We start from the raw sequence: 22,166 nt of genomic DNA, 5'->3' as shown, positions 1-22,166 counted from the left end.
TTAATTTGCGTTAAATCTAGCTTTTCTGAAAATCATTTTCAAATAAATGGTTACATTGTTACCAATGTTGCATTTAGTTGGCTTTAAGCTTAGGAAGCGCAGGTAATTTCCTCGCCTCTGGAGGTAACTTTAACCATTCGTGAAAAGATTTAACGATATAATAAGGATAGTTGAATGGGTGTTCTGCTTTGATTTGTTCTGGTGTTGGACGGTATAGACCAATAAAGTCTTTGATGTCTTTTCCTTTATATTTAGTCAGGTCCAGTATTACCTTTTCATTAAAATTATCGTTGATCTCAGTAAGGAGTTCATCCTGTTCTTCAAGCTCTCTTACTTTGGCTTGCTGACGTTTGTATTTACCATAACCTAAATTAAAACCAATTCCTCCTTTTTCTTTTGAATAATCTATTCTTCTGGCAGGAGTGGCATTAGGATCTTTTGTATCTAAAAATGGAGATATTTTAGCCGTAGTAACATTTACTGTGTTTAATGTATTTACACTTGCTCTTAAGTAAATGTTTTTGGGAAAGAGATTGATCAGATAAACGGTATCGGTTTCATATCCCATCATACCAAAAGTAATCAGGTCGCCTGTTTTTGCTCCGATGGCAAAATGTCCATCTTTATCGCTAAAAACAAAGGCCTTAGTGCTTAAATTTCTAACGCTTACTCCTTCTAATGGAACACTTCGTTTTTCGTTATCAAAGATATTACCTGTAAGATAAGTCTGCTGCGCCATTGAAAAGAAAGGAGCAAAAGTCAACAATATGAATAGGAGCTTTCTAAGCATAATCAAATTTAACAGGTAATGCGATTTAATATACAGGTTTAACAATTTTTAACAGCTACTTTGCCAGTTTCGCTGTGTATGTATTTTCATCAAACCCTATAAGAACAGGTTCATTATTAATCTCAACCACAGGCCTTTTAATGGCACTTGTATTTTGCTTTAGATAAGCAATAATTGCATTTTCATTATTTAAAGCAGACTGCTCTTCTTTGCTTAGTTTTTTATAAGTAAGACCTTTCTTATTTAGAACGGTTTCTGCTCCAAAAGTTTTAAACCAGATTTTAAGTTTTTCGTTTGTAATTCCTTTTTTCTTAAAATCATGAAATTCAAACGCAATATTTTTTTCTTTAAGCCAGTCTTGCGCTTTTTTTACTGTATTACAATTTGGTATGCCGTATAAGATCATTGCAGTTTATTAAGATGTTGCATGTAAAGTTAGCAACTTTAAATTATTTTAAGCGGCATAATAACTGATGATTCTCTAAAATAATTATTGCATTAAATCCTATCTTAGCTTTATAATTTCAACCAATGATCAAACTTTCCTTTAAACAGCAAATATTTACCGGCTTTGCCGTATCACTAATATTTGTTTTGGTATCGGCAATGATGTCTTATTTTAGCATTACTTCTTTAACAGAAAGCGCTGCACTTGTTGAGCATACTCAGTCTGTTATTAAAAAAGCTGAAGAAGTTGAGGTCGAAATTATCAATGCCGAAGCCGGGCTAAGGGGTTTTGTCATTACCTTAAAAGATGAATACAAGCAACCTTATAACCAAAGCATAGATAAAATCATTCCTTCTATTGAGGAGCTTAAAAAGATAATAGGAGAAGAGAACTCAAATGCAGAACTTGTTGATAGTTTACAACATTATGCTGCCTTAAAAGTATATGATCTTAAACAGGTTATGGCTAAGGCCAATACTTTAGGCGATGACGCTGCCAAAAAACAAATTGCTACTGATAAAGGCCGAATATACAAAGAGCAGTTCTTAAAATTTAATGCCCAACTTATAAGATATCAATATAATCTCCTTGCTCAGAAAAAAATCGTTAATGAACAGCGTGCTCATAGAACCATTCTGATAGTCACCATAAGTTCCTTTATTATTTTCGGGTTGATATTGTTTTTATTCTCTTATATCAAAAGAACTTTTGATCAGCAGAAAGAGACTGAAAAGCTCATTAGAAATACCAATGATGAACTGGCTTTGCTCTCAGCTAAAAATGAACACAACAACTGGATGCTGCTGGGCGAAACCAAATTAAATGAGGTAATGCATGGTGAGCAATCTATGGATGAACTAACCACTAGGATTGTAACCCAGATCTGCACGTACCTATCTTTACCCGTAGGTTTATTTTTCCTTGTAAACAAAAAAGAACAAACCTTAAAAAGCAAAGGTGGTTACGCCTGTAAAGAAAAACCTGGCTTTTTTGAAGTTAAATTTGGTGAAACATTAGTAGGTCAGGCTGCCTTTGAAAAGAAAATAAAAATATTAGACAACGTTCCTAATGATTACATTAAGATTGAAACCGCTTTGGGCAATACATTACCTGCTCAGATTGTCTGCATACCTGTTTTATTTGAAAATGAAACAATTGCTATTATTGAATTAGGCTTCAGATCAAAAATAACCGAAGAACAAATTGCATATCTCGAAGCTGTGAGCCCAAATATAGGTATTGCCGTAAATGCAGTTATGGCAAAGGCAAAATTACAGGCTTTATTTGAACAGACACAACAACAGGCTGAAGAACTTGCCAGTCAGCAGGAAGAACTCAGAGTAACCAACGAAGATTTAATTCATAAAACAGAAGAACTACAAGCTTCAGAAGAAGAGTTACGGGTGCAGCAGGAAGAATTACAGCAGGCCAACGCAGAACTCGAAGAAAAGGCACAGTTACTTGAAGAAAAAAATGTTTCATTAAATCAGGCTAAAGAAGCTATTAGTTTAAAGGCCGAAGAACTAGAACTGAGCAGCAAATACAAATCTGAATTTTTGGCCAACATGAGCCACGAATTAAGAACTCCACTAAACAGTATTTTAATTTTAGCCAAAATATTAAAGGAGAACAAACCTTTAAATCTTAACGAAGAACAGATTAAATATGCCGGAGTAATACACAATGCCGGAACAGATCTGCTATCTCTTATCAATGACATTTTAGACCTGTCAAAAATCGAATCGGGCAATGTAGATCTGGTTGTGGAGCGAGTAGCTTTAGAAGCAATCAAAGAGCAAACCGATGCCTTATTTACTGAGGTAGCGAATCAGAAAAACATCAATTATCAGTTCAAACTAGCTGATGATCTCCCTGAGTTCATACAAACCGATGAAACCAGACTTACACAGATCATTAAAAACCTGTTGTCAAATGCTTTCAAATTCACCTCAGATAGTGGTAGTGTTACCGTTAATGCAGGTATAGCAGGAAAAGATCAAAAATTTTATCATAAAAATCTGAATAATGAAGCCTCGGCAGGCATACTTTATTTCTCTATAAAAGATACTGGAATAGGTATTGCAGCAGACAAACAACAAATCATTTTTGAAGCCTTTCAACAAGAAGATGGTTCTACCAGCAGAAAATACGGAGGTACAGGTTTAGGACTTTCTATCAGCAGAGAATTAGCAAATTTACTTGGTGGCGAAATCCAATTAGAAAGTCAGGCAGGATTAGGCAGTACTTTTACCTTATTTATACCATTACATACAGAAACCGCTAAACAAGAAATAAAACAAGAGAATGAAAGTACAGATATCCCTGTAGAATTGCCTGCAAAACCGGTCGCTGCCGAAGAAAGTGAAACTGATAAAAAACATACAAGGCTTCTTATTGTTGAAGATGATGAGAATTTTGCCGAGATTTTGAAAAATTATGCAATAGAAAAAGGATTTGAACCTGTTTTGGCCTATAGTGGCGACAAAGGGCTTGAGCTGGCTCAAACTCTAAAACCTGATGCCATTATATTAGATATCATGCTGCCTGTTATGGATGGATGGACCATTCTCAAAAAACTAAAAGCAGATCCTGATACACAGCATATTCCTGTGCACATGATGTCGGCCGGTGATGAAAAAGTAAAACAGGCTCAAAAAGAAGGTGCTATTGGTTTTTTAAAGAAACCAATAGAAAAAGAGCAGTTAGATAAGGCTTTTCGTTTATTATCAGAGCATAACGAATATCAGTTTAATAATGTTCTGGTTATAGAAGATCAGGTTCTACAAAGTAACGAGCTGAGTGCTCAATTAATTGAAAAAGGTGCCAAAGTAGCACAGGCCTATACAGGTGCAGAAGCACGGCAAATACTTGAGCATAATCATTTTGACTGCATTGTTCTAGACTTGAAATTACCAGATGTGTCAGGCTTTGATCTCCTTGATGAGATTAAACTGAACCCTAAATGGGCATCAACACCAGTAATTATCAATACTGCCATGGAGCTAGACAAAGAACAAATGGCCCATATTATGCGACACACACAAGCCATGGTACTTAAAAACAATAAATCTAATGACCGGCTACTGGACGAAGTAAATCTTTTTGTGAATAAAATCAAGAAAGAAGAACCTCAAAAGAAAAATTATAGTGACGGTAAAACACAGAAAGTTAAAAACGCATCTGTTACCATTGAAAAAGCATTAGAGAATAAAAATATCCTGATTACTGATGATGATATGCGTAACATATTTGCTTTATCATCAGCATTACAATCTTATAATATCAATGTAATTATTGCTACAAATGGCAGGGAAGCTTTAGAAAAATTAGAAGAACATCCGGAAATAGATTTGGTATTAATGGATATTATGATGCCTGAAATGGATGGATATGAAGCCATGAAAGCCATAAGACAACAAACCAAACTGGCTAAACTACCAGTTATAGCCCTAACGGCTAAAGCCATGAAAAACGACAAAGAAAAATGTATAGAGGCTGGTGCCAATGACTATATCGCTAAACCAATTGACACAGATAAACTATTGTCTATGTTAAGAGTTTGGCTCAGTTAACAATTAAATCTATATATACCTTATGCAAATTCATACTCCGGGAAATTCAGCTATTTCAGACAAACAGCTTCATGAACTGATCAGTCTGGTATTGAATGTACATGGATTTGATTTCAGTGATTATTCAGAAGCATCCTTAAAAAGACGTATCGTAAGATTAATGATCTTAAAAGGTTATACTTTCTTTGAGCTTTGCAATGCATTAATTAATCAACCCGATTTTTTTCAGGAATTTCTAGTGGAGGTTACGGTAAATGTTACCGAAATGTTCAGAGATCCGGGTTTTTATAAAGTTATCAACAAAGTTATTGTTCCTTATCTGAGCACTTATCAGCATATCAAAATTTGGAGTGCAGGTTGCTCAAGCGGGGAAGAACTTTATTCTTTAGCCATCCTGTTTGATAAAGCAGGTTTATACAAAAGAAGCTTTATATATGGCACCGATATCAATACCAGAGAGCTGGAAACCGCTAAGGAAGGTATTTACGACTTGCAAAAAATAAAACGATATTCTGAAAATCTTTCGCAGGTAGATAGTGGCTTATCTCTATCAGATTATTATACCGCTAAGTATGATGCAGCGTTAATTTCTCGGTCGTTAAAGAAAAATATCTTATTTTCGACTCATAATTTAGTTTCAGATGGTCCGTTCAATGAGTTTCAGCTGATAACCTGCCGGAATGTATTGATTTACTTTAATGCTGAACTGCAAAAAAAAGTAATCAATCTGTTTTATAATAGCTTAGCGAATTTAGGTTTTCTATGTTTAGGTAGTAAAGAAACCATTAGAGATACTGATATATTAAAAAAACTTAAAGTAATAGATAAGAAGTTTAACGTATATCAAAAAATAGCATAAACATCAATTGCATGAAAACAATCAACCTGTTAATTATAGACGACAAGCAGGAAAATATCATTGCACTGGAAGCACTCATTAAGAGAAGTGATATTAATATCATTAGTACTACCTCGCCTAATGATGCACTGCGTATCTGCTGGGAAAAAGATATTGCAATTGCATTGGTTGATGTACAAATGCCCAAAATGAATGGCTTTGAGCTGGTTGAGATCTTAAAGAACAATGTTCGTACAAAAGATATTATGGTAATTTTTGTAACGGCTATCTCTACTGAAGCAAAATATGCCATTAAAGGATTAAACGCCGGAGCCGTAGATTACCTGTATAAACCTTTAGACCCTTATATTACATCTGCAAAAGTAGATGCTTTTATACAACTTGTACGTACACAACGAGAGATCAAAAAAAAGAACGAACAGCTTGAAAAAATACAGCATGACCTGATCAAAGCCAAAGAAGATGCCGAACAGGGAAAAAGAGCCAAAGAAAATTTTATGGCTAATATGAGTCATGAAATCAGAACACCCATAAATGGTATTATTGGTTTATTACACCTGCTCAAGCAAAGTAGCTTAGACGAAAGCCAGCTTGAAATAGTTAACCTCATTGATGTATCATCAAGTTCATTGTTAGGTGTAATCAATGATATTCTGGATCTATCAAAAATAGAAGCTGGTAAGTTCAAGATCAGTCTGGCTAAAACCAACATATACGATATTGTAACACAGGCTGCCAATTTATTAAGTGTAAAAGCCAAAGAAAAAAACATAGCCCTCAATTTAGATATAGATCCTCAGTTACCCAAGATCATTATGGCCGATTCATTAAGACTAAGCCAGATCTTTATGAATTTATTGAGCAATGCCATTAAATTTACCAATCAAGGCGAAGTAACATTTAAAATTGAGGTACCTGAAAAGAACAATAATCTGGTACATATTAAGTTCATCATTTCTGATACAGGCATAGGCATTTCAAAAGAAAATATAGATACCATTTTTAACACTTTTGAACAGGCAGATAACATCAGCACCAAAGTTTATGAAGGCACTGGTTTAGGACTTTCTATTGTAAAGAAATTAATTGAACTTAAAGGAGGCTCTCTGGAGGTAAGCAGCGAATTAGGTAAGGGAAGTACTTTTATTTTTAGCAAATGGTACAAATTTGTGGACGATAACGAGAGTGAAAAAACAGAGCAGGAACCTCAAACACTCCAGAAATTTGATGGATTAAAAATTCTTATAGCGGAAGATAATTCTATAAATGTTTTCCTGATCGTTAAAATATTAAACAACTGGAATATAGAAACCCATGTGGTAACCAACGGGCAGGAAGCCATAGATGCTCTCGCTCAAGATCAATTTGATCTTATTTTAATGGACACTTATATGCCGGTAATGAATGGCCTCGAAGCCATTAAAAAAATAAGAGAAGGCTATGCCCCTGGTAAAGAAACTATTCCTATTATTACTTTTTCTGCCGGAGTATTAGATTCTGATAATGAAACCGCTTATAAAGCCGGCGCCAATGATATTATTGGCAAACCATTTAAAGTAAATGTTCTTCATGAAAAAATAGCCAAATTAACCCAAAAAAATTAATAGATTAATATTTACAGCTAAGATGCTGAAGCCTGTTTGGCCTGATCATTAAATTAATTTATTCAGTATTGATAGCATTTACTGATTAAACTGAGTCATAGTCATCGCTGGTCCAATAGTAGCAAAACTCTTAACAATAGTTATTGCACGGTTAATCAGAACCGGTAAATCTTTTTGTTCATTTTTATCAAATTTTCCCAGTACAAAATCTACCTGTCTTCCCTTCGGAAAATCATCGCCTATACCAAAACGTAAACGGGCATAATTCTGACCTCCACAAACTTCTTCTATACTTTTTAACCCGTTATGTCCTGCACTGCTTCCCTTCAGTTTTAAACGCATTTTACCAAAAGGCAGAGCCAGATCATCAACCAGTACCAAAACATTTTCAGGAGCAATTTTCAACTCTTTCATCCAGTAATTAACCGCTTTACCACTTAAATTCATATAAGTGGTGGGTTTAATTACGTGTATCTTTTTGCCTTTATGACTTACTTCTGCATGATAGGCTAATCTGCCAAACTCAAAATTACCCTCAAGGGCTGCAACAAGTCCATCGGCAATATCAAACCCAATATTGTGCCTTGTGCTCGCATATTCTGCACCTATATTACCTAAACCTACAATCAGAAATTTCATGGCGTAAAGTTATAAAATTTGATATCCTTTTATAAAAACAAAAACGGCGTAGAAAATCCACGCCGTTCTTTTTTAGAAGCTTTTTAAATTATTTTCCTTTAGCAGCGTTTTCAGCTTGTTTTAAAGCTCTTGACATACCTACAGAAACAATCGTATCTTCCGGAGTATTGGTTACCACGTAGTTATCTGTTTTAAGATCACGTACACGGAATAAGTTACCCACTTCTAATTTCTCAATGCTTACTTCTACTACCTGAGGCATATTTTTAGGTAATGCTTTAACACGTAGTTTACGTAATTTTTGAACTAATTTACCCCCCATTTTTACACCTGGAGAAGTTCCGGTTAATCTAACTGGGATCTCCATAGTGATTTCCTTATCGTCAAATAATTCAAGAAAATCAACGTGAACCAATAGGTCAGTTAAAGGATGGAATTGTAAATCTTTTACGATAGCTTTTGAAGTTTTTCCACCTACATTGATTTCAACGAAGCTGGCTTCTGGTGAATAAATAGCATCGTTTAGTTCAGTACTGGTAAAAGCAAAATGCACCTGCTCTTTACCTCCGTATAATACGGCTGGAACTTTACCTTGGTAACGAAGCTCTTTAGCATCGCGTTTCCCTACGTTCTCTCTAGGAGAACCGCTAATAGCGATAGTTTTCATTTTTATTTATTTTTAATTGTTAAATGCTCTCAAAAGCGTTTGACGAAAGGCGATTAGCGTTTTTCGCTCACCGCTTAACGCAAAGCGCTAAACTTTAAAAAGGTCGCTAATTGAACCATGTTCATTCACATTAGCAATTGCTTTTGCAAATAAAGGGGCTGTACTCAGCACTTTAATTTTACTACATTCTTGTTTTAACGGAATGGTATCGGTTACGATCAGTTCTTCAAGCATTGAGTTTTCTATAGTCTCATAAGCTTTACCTGATAGAACCGGGTGTGTACACACCGCTCTTACACTCTTCGCACCATTCTCCATGATCAACGCGGCTGCTTTAGCTAAAGTACCTGCGGTATCACATATATCATCAATTAAAACAATATCCTGCCCTGTTACATCACCAATAATAGACATCGATTCTATTTCATTGGCACGTTTACGTCTTTTATCGCAAATCACCACCTCTGCATTAAAGAATTTAGCAAAAGTTCTTGCTCTGTATGAACCGCCCATATCCGGAGAAGCAATGGTCAGGTTTTCCAGACCCAGAGCTTTAATATAAGGCACAAAAATTACAGAAGCATCCAAGTGATCTACCGGGATATCAAAAAAACCCTGTATCTGCGCCGCATGTAAATCCATGGTCATGATACGGTTAATTCCTGCTGCTTTTAGTAAGTTAGCAACCAATTTAGCACCAATAGCTACACGAGGTTTATCTTTACGATCCTGACGTGCCAAACCATAATAAGGAACTACTGCTGTAATGTAATGTGCTGATGCTCTGCGAGCGGCATCAACCATTAACAAAAGCTCCATTAGATTGTCTGTTGGTTGGTTGGTAGATTGAACGATGAAAACATCGCAACCTCTTATAGACTCATTAAAAGAAGGCTGAAACTCGCCATCGCTAAATTTACTAATGGTTACATCACCAAGAGGTCTGCCGTATTCTTCGGCTATTTTTGCAGCAACAGCCTGTGTGCCGCTTCCTGCAAAAATTTTAACTGGGTTAAACTGCAATGGCATGATTTATCGATATCAATGCGGGTTAAAAAAAATCGGATTGTGAATATTCACAATCCGAAACGTTTGTTGTCCGACCTGGATTCGAACCAAGACTAAATGAACCAAAATCACTTGTACTACCCTTATACTATCGGACAATCAATTTCAAAACCTTCGTCCCGAAATGGAATGCAAATGTACGTACTTTTTTATTTTATGCAAATAATATTAACAAAATTTTTCACCGCTTTTTCTAATCCATTTATAATCACCTTTATTTCTCGTTAATATTTGTTAAAAAGGGTTTGGCATAACCCGTATGTCAATCTATTTTTTTATTTTCGGCAGCATTTATAATTACCAACAAAGTATTTTACTTCAAAAGTATGAACTATTCAAAAGTAAATAATATAGTAGGCTGGATATGCTTTGCTATTGCAGCTATTTGCTACACATTAACACTCGAACCGTCTAGCAGTTTCTGGGATTGCGGTGAGTTTATCGCTTCTGCTTTCAAAATGCAGATTGTACACCAACCCGGAGCTCCTCTGTTTTTAATGATCGAAAGGTTTTTCTCTTTACTAGCTTTTGGCGACGTAAAGAAAATTGCTTATTTCATGAACTTTGGCTCTGGAATAGCTAGCGCAGCAACTATCTTATTTTTATTCTGGACCATCACCGCCTTGGTTAAAAAAGTACTCATCAAAAAAGGTGAAGAAATCAGTAAAGCAAATTTAATTACCATTATGGGCGCAGGTGCAGTAGGTGCACTGGCTTATGCTTTCTCTGATAGCTTCTGGTTTTCGGCAGTTGAGGCAGAGGTGTATGCACTTTCATCTCTTTTTACAGCAATTGTATTCTGGGCAATTCTAAAGTGGGAAGCCATTGCTGATGAGCCGAGAGCCGATAGATGGTTACTATTCATTGCTTACACCATGGGCCTTTCAATAGGCATTCACTTGTTAAACTTATTAACCATACCAGCCATAGCTTTTGTTTATTATTTCAAAAAAACAGAAAAACCTACCACGTCAGGTATATTCAAAACTTTGGTTGTTGGTATATTAATTTTAGCCTTTGTACAATACGGCATTATCCAGTACCTCGTTAAATTTGGAGCTTATTTCGATTTATTCTTTGTAAATACTTTAGGTTTAGGTTTTGGCAGTGGCGTACTTGTCTTTTCAGCGCTTCTTATCGGTAGTTTGGTTTGGGGCATACTTTACTCGATCAAACACAGCAAAAAAGTATTGAATTTGGCTTTACTTTCTGTAGTACTGATTATTTTCGGTTACGGATCTTTTGCCATGATCTTAATCAGAGCACAGGCAAAACCAAATTTAAATAACAGTGATCCTGATAATGCATTCTCTTTTTTAGGATACCTGAACCGTGAACAGTATGGCGATCAGCCTTTACTTTTTGGCCCTAACTATAATTCAATACCTCAATATGAAGAAGACGGAAGCCGTCCTATTTATAAAGATACGGGTAAAAGCTATCGTAAAGGAGAGAAAAAATACGAAGTTTCAGGTATTAAAAGAAAAACTATCTATGGCGAAAACACCAATTTCCCTGATAGTATCCGTCGCTTACAACATGAAGTATTATTCCCTAGAATGTACAGCGATGAGCAAAGACATATCAATTATTATAAGGATTTAATGGGCTTTGACGACCAGCATTTCCCTTCTTTCTTTGATAACTTAAGCTTCTTTATACGTCATCAGGTTGGTTTTATGTATATGCGTTATTTCTTATGGAATTTTGCCGGTCGCCAAAATGAAATACAAGGTCAGGGTAGCTTATATGAGGGCCAGTGGATTAGCGGCATCAAACCTATAGATTCAATGCTTTATGGCGATCAAACCAATCTTCCACCGTCCATAAAAGAAAGTAATGCTTATAACAGGTATTTCTTTTTACCTCTTATTTTAGGAGTATTGGGTGCGGTATGGCACTTTAAACGTAAACCAGGAGATGCTGGTATTATTGGTCTTTTGTTTTTCTTTACGGGTATTGCTATTGTAATGTACCTGAACCAAAAACCTTTAGAACCCCGTGAAAGGGATTACGCTTATGTAGGATCTTTCTATGCTTTTGCCATCTGGATTGGTATTGGCGTAGTGGCCGTTAAGGAATGGATATTTAAAAAGTTAAATGCAAAAAATGCGGCTATAGCGGCTATTGTGGTTTCGATGTTTGCGGCACCTATACTTATGGCTCAGCAGGGTTGGAAAAGTCATGACCGCTCTACTAAAATGGTAGCTCATGATATTGCAGTAAGTTATTTGCAATCCTGTGCTCCTAACGCCATCTTATTTACTTATGGCGATAATGATACTTATCCGCTTTGGTACGCACAGGAAGTAGAAAATATCAGGCCTGATATCAGATTAGTAAACCTTAGTTTATTTGACACAGACTGGTATATTAATAATTTACAGAGAAAAGTACACGAGTCTGAAGCATTACCTTTATCGATGAAAGAGGCTCAGTATGTGAGTGGGGTAAGGGATGTAATGTACCATAAAGATATGGGCATTAAAGATCCTGTTGAACTTAAACAGATTGTTGATCTGTTATTATCAGACGATCCTAATGATATGCTACCTCTAAGCGATGGCAGCAAGTCAAATTTCATTCCGACAAAAAATTTCAAATTAACGGTTAATGCTGATGATGTGATCAAAACACAAACACTACCGGAAAGTGAAAGAAATAAAATTGTTCCTGCTATAGAATGGACCTTTAACAAACCTTATGTAACCAAAGGTACTTTGGCCATGTTTGATATCCTGGCTCATAACAACTGGAAACGCCCAATTTATTTCTGCAGTACAGTTCCTAGTGAGCAGTTCAATGGTTTAGATAAATATTTATATAGCGAAGGTTTAGCATTAAGATTATTGCCTTTACAGCCTGATACCAGTGCTTTAGAAAGAGGAGAAACTCAGGTAAATGTAAACCCTATGTATGACCATGTAATGAACAAATTCTTGTGGGGTAATATTAAAAATGCAAAATATTTAGATGAACAGTCGGCAGATGATATTGCCATTTTCAATAACATTTTCAACAATCTTACTTCTGAATTAATTAAAGCAGGTCGTTTAGAAGAAGCTAAAAAGGTGATGAAAAAATATGACGAGGTAATGCCTACCCGTATTTATGGTTTAAGAAATGTGATGGCTGTACCAACCATGGCTCAGAACCTGTATATTTTAGGTGAAACCAGTCGTGCCAATAAGCTTATTGAGAGATATGCTGATTATGTACAGAAAGAAATTACCTATTTGGCAGACGTTTCTGCAAGTAAGAAAACCATTATAGGCGGTCAGAACATACAGATTGGCTTAATGTATGGTTTAGATCCTATGGAGAAAGTTGCCGCTCAGTATAAACAAACTCAGTTAGCTGATAAATTGAAAAAACAATACGAAGCTTTATACGGAAGATTTAACCAGTTCTTCTCTAATCAATAAGCTAAAATCAGTTCAATATAAAAAAAGCCCGGTTCAAATGAAATGAACTGGGCTTTTTGTTTATAATGAGTTTAAAGATTCTGTATTACAGAAAGCTATATAATAAATTCATAACTACCATCCCGATTAGTTCGAAATATAATACAATAGCATAAATTTTCTCTTAAGATATTGAAACGAGTTCAGCATCACGTTATAGAAATAAGAAATCAGAAAGCACAGGCATAAAAAAACTGCCTCAAATACTTTAATCTGAGGCAGTCTAATATATTTTACAGTTTAACTTAACCTTCGTTAACTACGCCCATTGCGCAGAACTTATCAATACGTTTAGAAACCAATTTCTCTACTGACATAGATTTAAGTTCTTTAAGATCAGAAACAATATGTTGTTTAAGGTTAGCTGCCATCCATTCAGGATCTTGGTGCGCACCTCCCAATGGCTCTTTTACTACTCCGTCAATTAATCCGTTTTTAAACATATCCTCCGAAGTTAATTTCAGGCATTCAGCCGCTCTTTCTTTAAAATCCCAGCTGCGCCATAAAATAGAAGAACATGATTCTGGAGAAATTACCGAATACCAGGTATGCTCAAGCATATATACCTTATCACCGATACCAATGCCTAAAGCACCACCAGATGCACCCTCTCCTACAATAAAACAAAGGATTGGCACTTTTAAAACCGACATTTCTAACAAGTTACGGGCAATAGCTTCTCCTTGTCCTCTTTCTTCTGCCTCCAAACCCGGATAAGCTCCCATCGTATCGATGAAAGTAATAACCGGTTTATTAAACTTCTCAGCTAAGCGCATTAAACGCAAAGCTTTACGGTAGCCTTCAGGATTGGCCATACCAAAATTATGAAACTGACGTTCTTTGGTATTTTTTCCTTTCTGGTGACCAATAATCATTACCGTTTGTCCGGCAATAGTAGCAAAGCCACCTACAATAGCCTTATCATCTTTAACAGTTCTGTCGCCGTGCAACTCAATAAAGTCATCGCAAATCATTTTGATATAATCTAAAGTTTGCGGGCGTTCTGGATGACGTGACATTTGAACTTTCTGCCACCCTGTTAAATTGTTATATAGCGATTGGCTTGTGTCTGCTACCTTTTTATTCAGTTCATCTATAGTTGCCGACATATCAACTTTGGTTTTTTCTGCAATCTGCTTTACCTTATCTATTTGCTGAATTAAATCAGTTAAAGGCTTTTCAAAATCAAAAGATGTTTTTATCTGTTCCATATTGGGGCTGTAAAAGTAAGCATTTATCAGCAAAGATGTTGCAATAAATTTATTCTTAAACAGTCTGAATTGTAATTCAAGCCAATCGCTTATATATTAAATCAGTTCTTAAGCTTAAATTAGAACTTTGCTGACTGGTTAGGTGCTGGCAAAGAATCTTTAATAAACTCACGGATATGATCGTTAGCGGCAGCTAAATCAGGTTTACGTAAATACATCATGTGTCCGCTCTCATAACCTTTCCAGCTCATGCGATCTTTTAACTTACCGTTTAAATCCATTTGCCACATATTGTATTTGGCGTTAAAATAATCGCAGGCACCATCATAATAGCCAGATTGTACCATTAAATGTAAATAAGGATTTTGTGCCATTGCTGCTCGTAAATTCTCTCCAGTCCTGTTGCCTGTGTTATCCCATGGATATACCGGGCCAAACATGTTATATTTTAAATCGGTTTTATAATTAAGTGCATTACGCAGATACATATTAATAGCCGGCGTAAATGAGTGCAACCATGAAGTAAGCTCGGCATTATAATCTGGTCTTTCACCACCATCAGATTTATCAATACCTCTGTATCTTGAATCTAACCTACCTACGGTGTAACCTTTATCTCTCAATAATTCTTTCCAGAACAAATTGGTAGAAACATCTAGGTTATTTTGTAAAATAACTTTTTCGCTCAGGCCAGAGTATCTCGCCATTTTAGCTGCTATTTTCTGTTTATCTGCTGCTGATAAAAGCCCACCTTTTGCAATAGCCGGTAATAATTCATCAATCGTAAATTTTTCTACCTCAGGCAACATGTCTGTTAATTTTTTATTCTGCAAATCAGCAGCTAAAGCTTTATGGTACCATGCTGTTGCAGCAAAGTAAGGTAAACGTAGTGCAGCATCTGTAGTTACGCCTCGTTCTATACCCAATTCTGTAGGCGACACCAAAATTACACCATTAAGGTACATCCAATGGTTGCTCTGTAATTCTAAAGCCAATCCAGATACCCTTGTGGTTCCGTAACTTTCACCTATTAAGTATTTTGGAGAAGCCCATCTGTTAACACGGGTTACAAATGTATTGATCCACTCAGCTAAATATTTAATGTCTTGTCTTACACCAAAAAACTGGCTGGTTGGAACGTCTTTGCTTACTGTTCTTGAATAACCCGTATTTACCGGGTCTATGTACACGATATCGGCAACATCTAAAATAGAATTTGGATTATCTTTATATCCGTACGGTTGTACCGGATAACCTTCATCATCGATATTTAAAACTACCGGCCCTGTATAAGCAATATGCATCCACACTGAAGCGGATCCTGGCCCACCGTTAAACGATATGATTAAAGGACGACTATCTTTATTTTGAACATCAGTTCTTTCATAATAAGTATAGAAAAGTCCGGCAACTGGTTTACCTTCTTCATTCCACACTGGCAATGTACCAGCCGTTGCCTTATAAGGAATAGATTTACCCTTTATAGTTACCGTATGTTGTGTAACAACGGAACTTTCAGGCACTATAGTTCTTGAGTTTACATTTTGATTGGTACGTGGAGCATCTTCTTTTTGCTCTGTAGCAGCAGGTGCAGCAGTATTTGCAGGTCTTGACTGTTGAGGTCTGGCCCCTTGTTGTGCATTTACGACAGCCACATTTGCAGCCATTGCAAAGATCATAATTTTGAAAATCTTCTTCATTGTTCAGTCTTAGTCATTTAAGTTAATGAAGTTAAATTTATCAAAATGAAAGTCTGAATCTGTTTACGCACGAAAATTTTACGAAACGCAATCGCAATTATCTACTTCAGCACATCTTTAAGCACCTGGATATTACCGTCTATTTGATGGTAATAAGGCAACCCTAATATCCTAGCAATTAAAGGATAAACGTTTACATTTTCAAATGGAGGGATCTTTATCCCTTCTTTAAAAGCAGGTCCCCAGGCATAAAAAGTAGCTCTCATTTGAGGTAGGTCATTATCATAGCCATGTTTTCCGATGGTTATTTTCTTACCTATATCAAATACCTGCGGATAATGAGGCACTAAAATAATATCGCCAATACGGGCTAATTTATCTTCTTTACTAGAGAAATGCCATTTCCCAGGCGTATTGCCAGCCAGGTACACGTCAAAATTCTTCGCTTCTTTTTTTAGTTTTTGATAAGTGGGTTCTACGTCTTTCTTGTCTTTTGCATACAAATGCAGCAATACGCCATCATCCAGGGGAATAATAAATTTAGCAGTATCAATAGCGACTGGGATAGGGATTGCATTTTGTGTATCTACTGTAGCCATTCCATGATCAGAAACCAAGATGAAATTGATGGGCAAACCAGATTGTTTTCCAATATCGGCCATTTTACCAACGGTTTCATCAATCAGTTTTACGGCTTCTTCACTTTCTTTAGATTCAGGTCCAAAATGATGTCCGGCAAAATCTACCTGAGGAAAATACCAGGTAATGAGATGCGGCCTTTTATCTTCTGGCAAAGCCAGCCATTCTGCAAAAGCTTTCAGTCGATCATCCATTGTTATCTTCTCATTGTACATATACCAATAGGTAGGTCGATAGCCAGCTATGGCACTTTCAGAACCTGTCCAGTAGAAACTCGCCGAAAGCATATGATTTTTTTCTGCCAGAGACCATATCGGAATGCCATTATACCAGGTACTGTCCTGAACAGCGTTTTTATATCGTTTGTTATAAACCTGCTTTTTTTGAGGGTCAAAAAAACTGTTATTTACTAAACCGTGATGCGAAGGATACATACCTGTAACCAAAGTATAATGATTGGGAAAGGTTAAAGTTGGAAATGAAGGTTTCATGTACTCAGCTTGTACACCTGTTGCTCTTAATTCTTTCAAATGTGAAGCATTAAACCTATCTACCAAATCCCAACGCAAACCATCAACCGATATATAAACTACATAAGGTTTTTTCTGTTGATCAATTGCATTTTTTCTATTGGACTCTACCTGTTGGGTGAGTTCCTGTGCATGGCATATCGTAAATGAAAACAATATGGATAGCAGAACCAAACTTCTTAAAAAAATTTTCTTCATGGTATAAAAACTGGAAGGCTAAAATACGTTACCTGCCAAACAATAACGCAATAAAAATATAAAATGCAATGATGGATTACCGTCATTCGTAAAAATAACTGTAAAACTCATTGCATTAGTTTCTAAAACAGAATCTTAAATTTTCATCATGCCTATGTGGCTACCCGAAAAATCAGGGAAAAGAATTTTATCATTATTAATTCCTAAATGCAAGTCGGCCACCTCGCTAAAAACACTCCTGAAATCGGTGGTCACAGCTAGGTCTCTTCCATCTTCAAGGTTTTCTTTGGCCAACGGATTTACAGTACCGTGTACCATTCCTCCTTTTACATCATTACCTAAAATAAAATTACATGATGCTCTTCCATGATCTGTTCCACCTGTTCCATTTTGCGCTACTGTACGTCCAAATTCGGTCATGGTCATTACGGTAACCTGATCCTGGTATTTTTCAAGATCGTTCCAAAAAGCCATAATACTATTACTCAAATCATTTACATTTCTGGCAAAAATACCGGTATCTGTGCCTTGGTTAAAATGGGTATCCCAACCACCTGATTCTGCAAATGCAACTTCCATCCCCACATCCATTTTAATTAACTGTGCAATCTGTTTTAATGAATTTCCTAAGGCAGATGTTGGATATACCACATTATTTTCGGGTTTGTATGCAGCTACATTGGTTTTGTTCAACATATTGATTGCCTCAAAGCTTTCTTTTCCGGTAGTCTTTAACAAACCTGATGAAGTCTGGTCATATAAATCTTCAAAACTTTTTGATGCCAGATTTGCACCCTTAGGATTACCTCTTAACTGGATATTAAATTCGGAGAGGTTCCTAATGGCTACCGCAGCATTATCTCCATAAAAAGAACGCGGTAAAGAAGAAGTTAAGCTCACTGCCTGAAAAGGTGTAACCGCCTCGTGTCCCAACAAACCTACTGCCCTGTTCAACCATCCAGATGTAGTTCCTTTTTTAAATGGTGTACCAGATTCCATAAAATCCTGCGCATCAAAATGCGAACGGGTATTATTTGGTGATCCTATGCCATGAACTATAGCCAGCCTTTTATCTTTAAACACTTGTTCAAATGCACTCATTGAAGGGTGTAATCCATATTTTCCGTCCAGGTCAATCAGCGATTTTCCTTTTGCATTACTCGCAGCAGACATGAACAATGTAGGGCGAACAGCCTGCAGATACTGATCATTGAAAGGTGTTACCGCCATTAAGCCATCCATTGCTCCTCTTTGAAAAATACATACCAGTATTTTTTTCTTTTTAAACAACAAAGGACGGGTTGTAGCCGCAACGGCTTCTGCTAAAAATCCGGGAATACCGCCCAGGCTTATGCCAAATAATGCTAAGCCTCCGGCTTTTATAAATCCTCTTCTGGTAACCATAATTTAAATTATTTACGTTGAAATTCTGGAGAGCCGATAATTACCCCTACCACCTGTGCCAGTATCGTACTGTTTCCTGCCTGTTGTCTTACTACCGGATTTTCTATCGCTTTTTTGCCTTTTCCGGATTTCATCTTATCCGTATCAGCTGTATTCTGCATACTAACAGTATTATTCTGGTTATTCTGATTATTTTTTGCAGCAGCATCAGCTACTTTTTGCTGAAGCTCCGGATCATTTAACATCGGTTTTAAACGATCTATGGTTTTATCTAAATCTCTTTCGGGCATGATGAGCTTACTATAAGTTTCTAAAGCAGAAACTGCACTTTCGGGCTCATGATTGTCATTTAAAGCCAGTAAATTAATATTAATCCCTGGTATCTTTTGTGAGGCAAAAGCCAGACCAAAATTCATCCGGTTTAACAAAGATCCGGTATTAATCCAGTACTGTCCCCTATCAGGAAAACCGGTAGGCGCCTGGTAATAATACATTTGTTGTCCCATTCTGTTGATCCAGGTATAAAGCTGATAAGGTTGAGAAATATCTGCATTTAAGCTTCGTACTGTACTAATAGCTAACTCAAACGGCGATTTGGTTTTTTCTCTTAAGGCTTCTTTAGACCAGAATTCAGGAGAGTTTACCATGGTAATGATCACATCTTTAATATTACCATTTTTAGCCAGAAAGGTCTTAGCCAATTTATCTACCAAACTTTGTGGCGGATTATCGTTTACAAATCTCGTTGCAATTTTTTTAGAGATAAAGTTAGCTGTTGATTTATGATGGGCCAGCATTTCTAAAAGTGCTTTACCTTCTTCATATCCTCCGCCTGCTTCAAATTTCCTTCCTAAAACTGTTTTTTCCCCGTTATCATGTCTGTTCATGGCAAAGAAAAAATCGCCATCAATTACAAAACCCTTGTTACGCAAATTATTTTCACCAATACGATCTATGATTTTTTGTGTTGCTGCACCATATCCTTCATTACCCATAGGCGCAACGGTCCAACCTGTTAAAATTCTGGCCGCTTCTGTTACATCATTTTGGGTATATCCGCCATCAACACCTAAAGTGTGCAGCTCCATAACCTCACGGGCATAATTTTCATTTAAGCCTCCGTTACCTTTCCGCTGCTGTCGCACCTGTAAAAAGCGTTTTTGAATATTCTCTTTTATTTTTTGTCGCTGCTCAAGACTTACTGTATTTGCATTCTCGGTTCCGGGTACAGGTACATTTATGCCAGAACTTGAAAAATTATCCAGATACATCAGCATGGCAGGAGATTTTGCTGTTTTTAGCAGTAACTGATCAAAATCACCAAATACGTTCGGACGTATCACATCCCGCTCATAAGCAGGTACAAAAATGGCACATTGATTTTTGTTTAAAGCAACATTAAAATGATTGAACCAGAAATCGGTCATGATCTCACGAAACTGGTTTTTAGTATAAGCCGCTCTTAAAATTTTCTGATTAATCAACTGGCGGAATAATTCGCCTTGCGGACGATAACCTTTATCTTTCATAAAGGCAGCTACAGCTTCTCTCTGATATTTATTATTGCCGTTATTAACTGAATCTTTATTTACATAGCCCTGATTTATGGCCATTCTGTTAACCCTTGCTGGTTGCGGAAAAGCATCTTCTGCTTCTTTATTCGTTAAATTAATAGCATCATAAGAGTTTAACAGTCCGTTCAGTTCTTCATCTTTGGCATCGCCTTCTAATTGTTCTTTTAACCATTTATCCAGACCTTTTTTAACTACCTCTTCTACTTCTCCAACTTTAGCTCCATAAGTAAAGCGACTAAGCAAATGCGCCGCAGCTTCTTCTTTGGTTAAACCAGCTGCTTTGTAAGGCATATTTAATTTATTATCTGCATTTGATTCTGCTCTTACAAAGGAACAAAAGGCAATAACCAGTGCAAATAGAGAGAGCACAAGAGAAGGGGTTCGGTTATAGGTTGTCATAATGTATTGTTTATACTGAACTATAGACAATTAACAAGACGTAAAGATTAATGAAATAGTACTTTTTTTATTATTTTTTTTGAAGACAAAAAAGGATAAAAAAATTAAAAGAGATTTATGGTTTTAAGGAGTAGCCAAAATAAGACATGTAATGTCCTTAAAAACTGTATAAGTTTCACAATTTACTACAAAATAAATAAAGCAAATAATTAATTATTCTGCTGTTTTCAAAGGTTTTATTTCATTATCATAGATGATTTTACTTAAACGACTTAGTTTTCTTTTGTGAATAGGATGAACACCTTTGGCAGTAAAAAAATCAAAAGATTTTTGGTGTTTCAGGTACCAAATCTTTCCTATTGATCTTTCTGTTATTGTATCTACTCTTGTAATTTTTTTAAAATTCTTCAATAAGAATGTATCCAATGCAATTTTGTCAATATCAGCAGCTAACTTAATGTCACACTCTATTGCTTCATAATGATCTCCTTTCCAGTACATACATTGTTTACCAGTAATTTTGTCATCAGTTAAATGACTAACAACAAATCCTAAGGAACCAAAAAGCAACACTAGAAGCAAAGTGAATACAGATTTCTTTTTGTTAATGGTCTTTAAAAAAAACGGTCTTCTGACCTTAATATCCTCATTCTCTCCCATTTCTTCAGGCTCCTTAACTGGATTCTTTCCGTCTGTTTCCTCTACCTCTGGATCTCCATCCTTAGATTCAATATTCTCTTCATTTTCTGCTATCGGATCATTTTCCTCTTCCAAACTATACTCTTTCCCAAATTCATAAGGTCTTTCTCTAAAGTCTATCAATAAAGCAGCAAGATGTACCTGCTTATCATCAGGGTTATCCGTTAGTCCTTTTAAGAATTTAATCACTGGTCTAAACTTATCAATCTCAACTCTCCTTACAACTTTTGCATAAGCCGCTGCACTCTCATGATGACCAAAAAAAAGCTCCAGTGTTTGTTCATCTTTTTTAGGATCAAATCTTTCATTCAAATATTGAGTTAATTCTTCTTTTATACCTGCAGGAGTAGGTTCCAGCAACCGAAATGACAAAGATCCTGCAGCTTTCTTTCTGAGATAAGTTTGCAAGACAACTTGCTTATAAGTTGAAAACATAAAATAGGGTTTTGAACGAAAATACTCCGGAATATAAAGATTTTATTACGGTTTTCCGGATTCCTATCGGAAATATTAACACCATCGGAACCACTTACCAGTCAAGCGCTTAACACATCACAATTTTGTTTTCGAAATCTGAAGCGAGGGTATATGTATTACCCGAACCTAAGAAATCACCCGAGCAGTAACAAGCAGAAAAATTTGGTTGACCTGGGAAGCAAACAAATCTTTCCGCTCAAGCTGCTCAAAAACCTTCCCAACAA

Annotated in this window: 15 protein-coding genes; 4 read left to right on the top strand and 11 right to left on the bottom strand. The window is 36.2% G+C overall.

Translation table 11 applies throughout. From position 1 onward, the window contains the following. Nucleotides 1–73: 73 nt before the first annotated feature. Together MMF97_RS05910 and MMF97_RS05905 are read right to left on the bottom strand one after the other, a co-directional pair. Nucleotides 74–790, bottom strand: a complete 717-nt coding sequence (locus tag MMF97_RS05910) for a peptidase associated/transthyretin-like domain-containing protein (RefSeq protein ID WP_243360538.1) — start codon at nucleotides 788–790, stop codon at nucleotides 74–76. Nucleotides 791–845: 55 nt separating this feature from the next. After that, entirely contained in the window at nucleotides 846–1,196 is a 351-nt protein-coding gene (locus tag MMF97_RS05905; protein ID WP_243360536.1) for a Spx/MgsR family RNA polymerase-binding regulatory protein, read from the bottom strand. Between the two features lie 125 nt (nucleotides 1,197–1,321). Here MMF97_RS05905 and MMF97_RS05900 point away from each other — a divergent pair, with 125 nt between their 5' ends. From MMF97_RS05900 to MMF97_RS05890, 3 genes are read left to right on the top strand one after another with little or no spacing between them, the layout of a single operon-like run. Continuing rightward, nucleotides 1,322–4,810, top strand: a complete 3,489-nt coding sequence (locus MMF97_RS05900; RefSeq protein WP_243360534.1) for a hybrid sensor histidine kinase/response regulator — start codon at nucleotides 1,322–1,324, stop codon at nucleotides 4,808–4,810. Between the two features lie 22 nt (nucleotides 4,811–4,832). After that, nucleotides 4,833–5,669: a CheR family methyltransferase gene (locus MMF97_RS05895; protein ID WP_243360532.1), complete on the top strand. Its 837-nt coding sequence runs from the start codon at nucleotides 4,833–4,835 to the stop codon at nucleotides 5,667–5,669. A gap of 11 nt (nucleotides 5,670–5,680) precedes the next feature. Then, nucleotides 5,681–7,273, top strand: coding sequence for a response regulator (locus MMF97_RS05890; RefSeq protein ID WP_243360530.1), 1,593 nt, complete (start codon nucleotides 5,681–5,683; stop codon nucleotides 7,271–7,273). Nucleotides 7,274–7,351: 78 nt separating this feature from the next. Here MMF97_RS05890 and pth read toward each other — a convergent pair whose 3' ends face one another. The 3 genes from pth to MMF97_RS05875 form a co-directional block, all read right to left on the bottom strand. Beyond that, a complete protein-coding gene (gene pth, locus MMF97_RS05885; RefSeq protein WP_243360528.1) occupies nucleotides 7,352–7,912 on the bottom strand; it encodes an aminoacyl-tRNA hydrolase in 561 nt (186 codons plus the stop codon). 88 nt (nucleotides 7,913–8,000) lie between these two features. Then, a complete protein-coding gene (locus MMF97_RS05880; protein WP_243360526.1) occupies nucleotides 8,001–8,579 on the bottom strand; it encodes a 50S ribosomal protein L25/general stress protein Ctc in 579 nt (192 codons plus the stop codon). An 87-nt stretch (nucleotides 8,580–8,666) separates the two neighbouring features. After that, nucleotides 8,667–9,608 (bottom strand): ribose-phosphate pyrophosphokinase, encoded by a 942-nt coding sequence (locus tag MMF97_RS05875; protein WP_243360524.1) that lies wholly within the window; start codon nucleotides 9,606–9,608, stop codon nucleotides 8,667–8,669. A 365-nt stretch (nucleotides 9,609–9,973) separates the two neighbouring features. Here MMF97_RS05875 and MMF97_RS05870 point away from each other — a divergent pair, with 365 nt between their 5' ends. Next, on the top strand, nucleotides 9,974–13,072 hold the full coding sequence (locus MMF97_RS05870; RefSeq protein WP_243360522.1) for a glycosyltransferase family 117 protein: 3,099 nt from the start codon (nucleotides 9,974–9,976) through the stop codon (nucleotides 13,070–13,072). A 284-nt stretch (nucleotides 13,073–13,356) separates the two neighbouring features. Here the strand turns inward: MMF97_RS05870 and MMF97_RS05865 are convergent, their stop codons facing one another. The 6 genes from MMF97_RS05865 to MMF97_RS05840 all read right to left on the bottom strand — a co-directional run bounded on the left by MMF97_RS05865 (nucleotide 13,357) and on the right by MMF97_RS05840 (nucleotide 21,900). Next, complete coding sequence (locus tag MMF97_RS05865; RefSeq protein WP_243360521.1) at nucleotides 13,357–14,322, bottom strand: acetyl-CoA carboxylase carboxyltransferase subunit alpha; 966 nt, start codon at nucleotides 14,320–14,322, stop codon at nucleotides 13,357–13,359. Nucleotides 14,323–14,441: 119 nt separating this feature from the next. Continuing rightward, nucleotides 14,442–16,022, bottom strand: a complete 1,581-nt coding sequence (locus tag MMF97_RS05860; RefSeq protein ID WP_243360519.1) for a S10 family peptidase — start codon at nucleotides 16,020–16,022, stop codon at nucleotides 14,442–14,444. 101 nt (nucleotides 16,023–16,123) lie between these two features. Next, nucleotides 16,124–17,389 carry an alkaline phosphatase family protein gene (locus MMF97_RS05855; protein WP_243360516.1) on the bottom strand — a complete coding sequence of 422 codons (1,266 nt, stop codon included), beginning with the start codon at nucleotides 17,387–17,389 and terminating at the stop codon, nucleotides 16,124–16,126. Between the two features lie 135 nt (nucleotides 17,390–17,524). Beyond that, nucleotides 17,525–18,793: a DUF1501 domain-containing protein gene (locus MMF97_RS05850; protein WP_243360514.1), complete on the bottom strand. Its 1,269-nt coding sequence runs from the start codon at nucleotides 18,791–18,793 to the stop codon at nucleotides 17,525–17,527. A gap of 8 nt (nucleotides 18,794–18,801) precedes the next feature. After that, the gene (locus tag MMF97_RS05845) at nucleotides 18,802–20,766 is read right to left on the bottom strand and encodes a DUF1800 domain-containing protein (protein WP_243360512.1); all 1,965 of its coding nucleotides are present in this window, start codon (nucleotides 20,764–20,766) and stop codon (nucleotides 18,802–18,804) included. A 213-nt stretch (nucleotides 20,767–20,979) separates the two neighbouring features. Next, nucleotides 20,980–21,900, bottom strand: a complete 921-nt coding sequence (locus tag MMF97_RS05840; protein WP_243360510.1) for a hypothetical protein — start codon at nucleotides 21,898–21,900, stop codon at nucleotides 20,980–20,982. Nucleotides 21,901–22,166: the final 266 nt, after the last annotated feature.

This window comes from Pedobacter montanisoli (assembly GCF_022809115.1).
In the GTDB taxonomy this organism is placed as follows: Bacteria; Bacteroidota; Bacteroidia; order Sphingobacteriales; family Sphingobacteriaceae; genus Pedobacter; species Pedobacter montanisoli.
The sequence above is the reverse complement of the archived record's forward strand: the minus strand, read 5'-3'. Positions and strand labels throughout refer to the sequence as shown.

What these genes read in the sequence shown, in the direction of transcription:
- MMF97_RS05880 (WP_243360526.1), bottom strand. Translation starts at nt 8,579, where the DNA reads ATGAAAACTATCGCTATTAGCGGTTCTCCTAGAGAGAACGTAGGGAAA.
- MMF97_RS05855 (WP_243360516.1), bottom strand. Translation starts at nt 17,389, where the DNA reads ATGAAGAAAATTTTTTTAAGAAGTTTGGTTCTGCTATCCATATTGTTT.
- MMF97_RS05860 (WP_243360519.1), bottom strand. Translation starts at nt 16,022, where the DNA reads ATGAAGAAGATTTTCAAAATTATGATCTTTGCAATGGCTGCAAATGTG.
- MMF97_RS05900 (WP_243360534.1), top strand. Translation starts at nt 1,322, where the DNA reads ATGATCAAACTTTCCTTTAAACAGCAAATATTTACCGGCTTTGCCGTA.
- MMF97_RS05890 (WP_243360530.1), top strand. Translation starts at nt 5,681, where the DNA reads ATGAAAACAATCAACCTGTTAATTATAGACGACAAGCAGGAAAATATC.
- pth (WP_243360528.1), bottom strand. Translation starts at nt 7,912, where the DNA reads ATGAAATTTCTGATTGTAGGTTTAGGTAATATAGGTGCAGAATATGCG.
- MMF97_RS05870 (WP_243360522.1), top strand. Translation starts at nt 9,974, where the DNA reads ATGAACTATTCAAAAGTAAATAATATAGTAGGCTGGATATGCTTTGCT.
- MMF97_RS05875 (WP_243360524.1), bottom strand. Translation starts at nt 9,608, where the DNA reads ATGCCATTGCAGTTTAACCCAGTTAAAATTTTTGCAGGAAGCGGCACA.
- MMF97_RS05850 (WP_243360514.1), bottom strand. Translation starts at nt 18,793, where the DNA reads ATGGTTACCAGAAGAGGATTTATAAAAGCCGGAGGCTTAGCATTATTT.
- MMF97_RS05910 (WP_243360538.1), bottom strand. Translation starts at nt 790, where the DNA reads ATGCTTAGAAAGCTCCTATTCATATTGTTGACTTTTGCTCCTTTCTTT.
- MMF97_RS05865 (WP_243360521.1), bottom strand. Translation starts at nt 14,322, where the DNA reads ATGGAACAGATAAAAACATCTTTTGATTTTGAAAAGCCTTTAACTGAT.
- MMF97_RS05905 (WP_243360536.1), bottom strand. Translation starts at nt 1,196, where the DNA reads ATGATCTTATACGGCATACCAAATTGTAATACAGTAAAAAAAGCGCAA.
- MMF97_RS05845 (WP_243360512.1), bottom strand. Translation starts at nt 20,766, where the DNA reads ATGACAACCTATAACCGAACCCCTTCTCTTGTGCTCTCTCTATTTGCA.
- MMF97_RS05895 (WP_243360532.1), top strand. Translation starts at nt 4,833, where the DNA reads ATGCAAATTCATACTCCGGGAAATTCAGCTATTTCAGACAAACAGCTT.
- MMF97_RS05840 (WP_243360510.1), bottom strand. Translation starts at nt 21,900, where the DNA reads ATGTTTTCAACTTATAAGCAAGTTGTCTTGCAAACTTATCTCAGAAAG.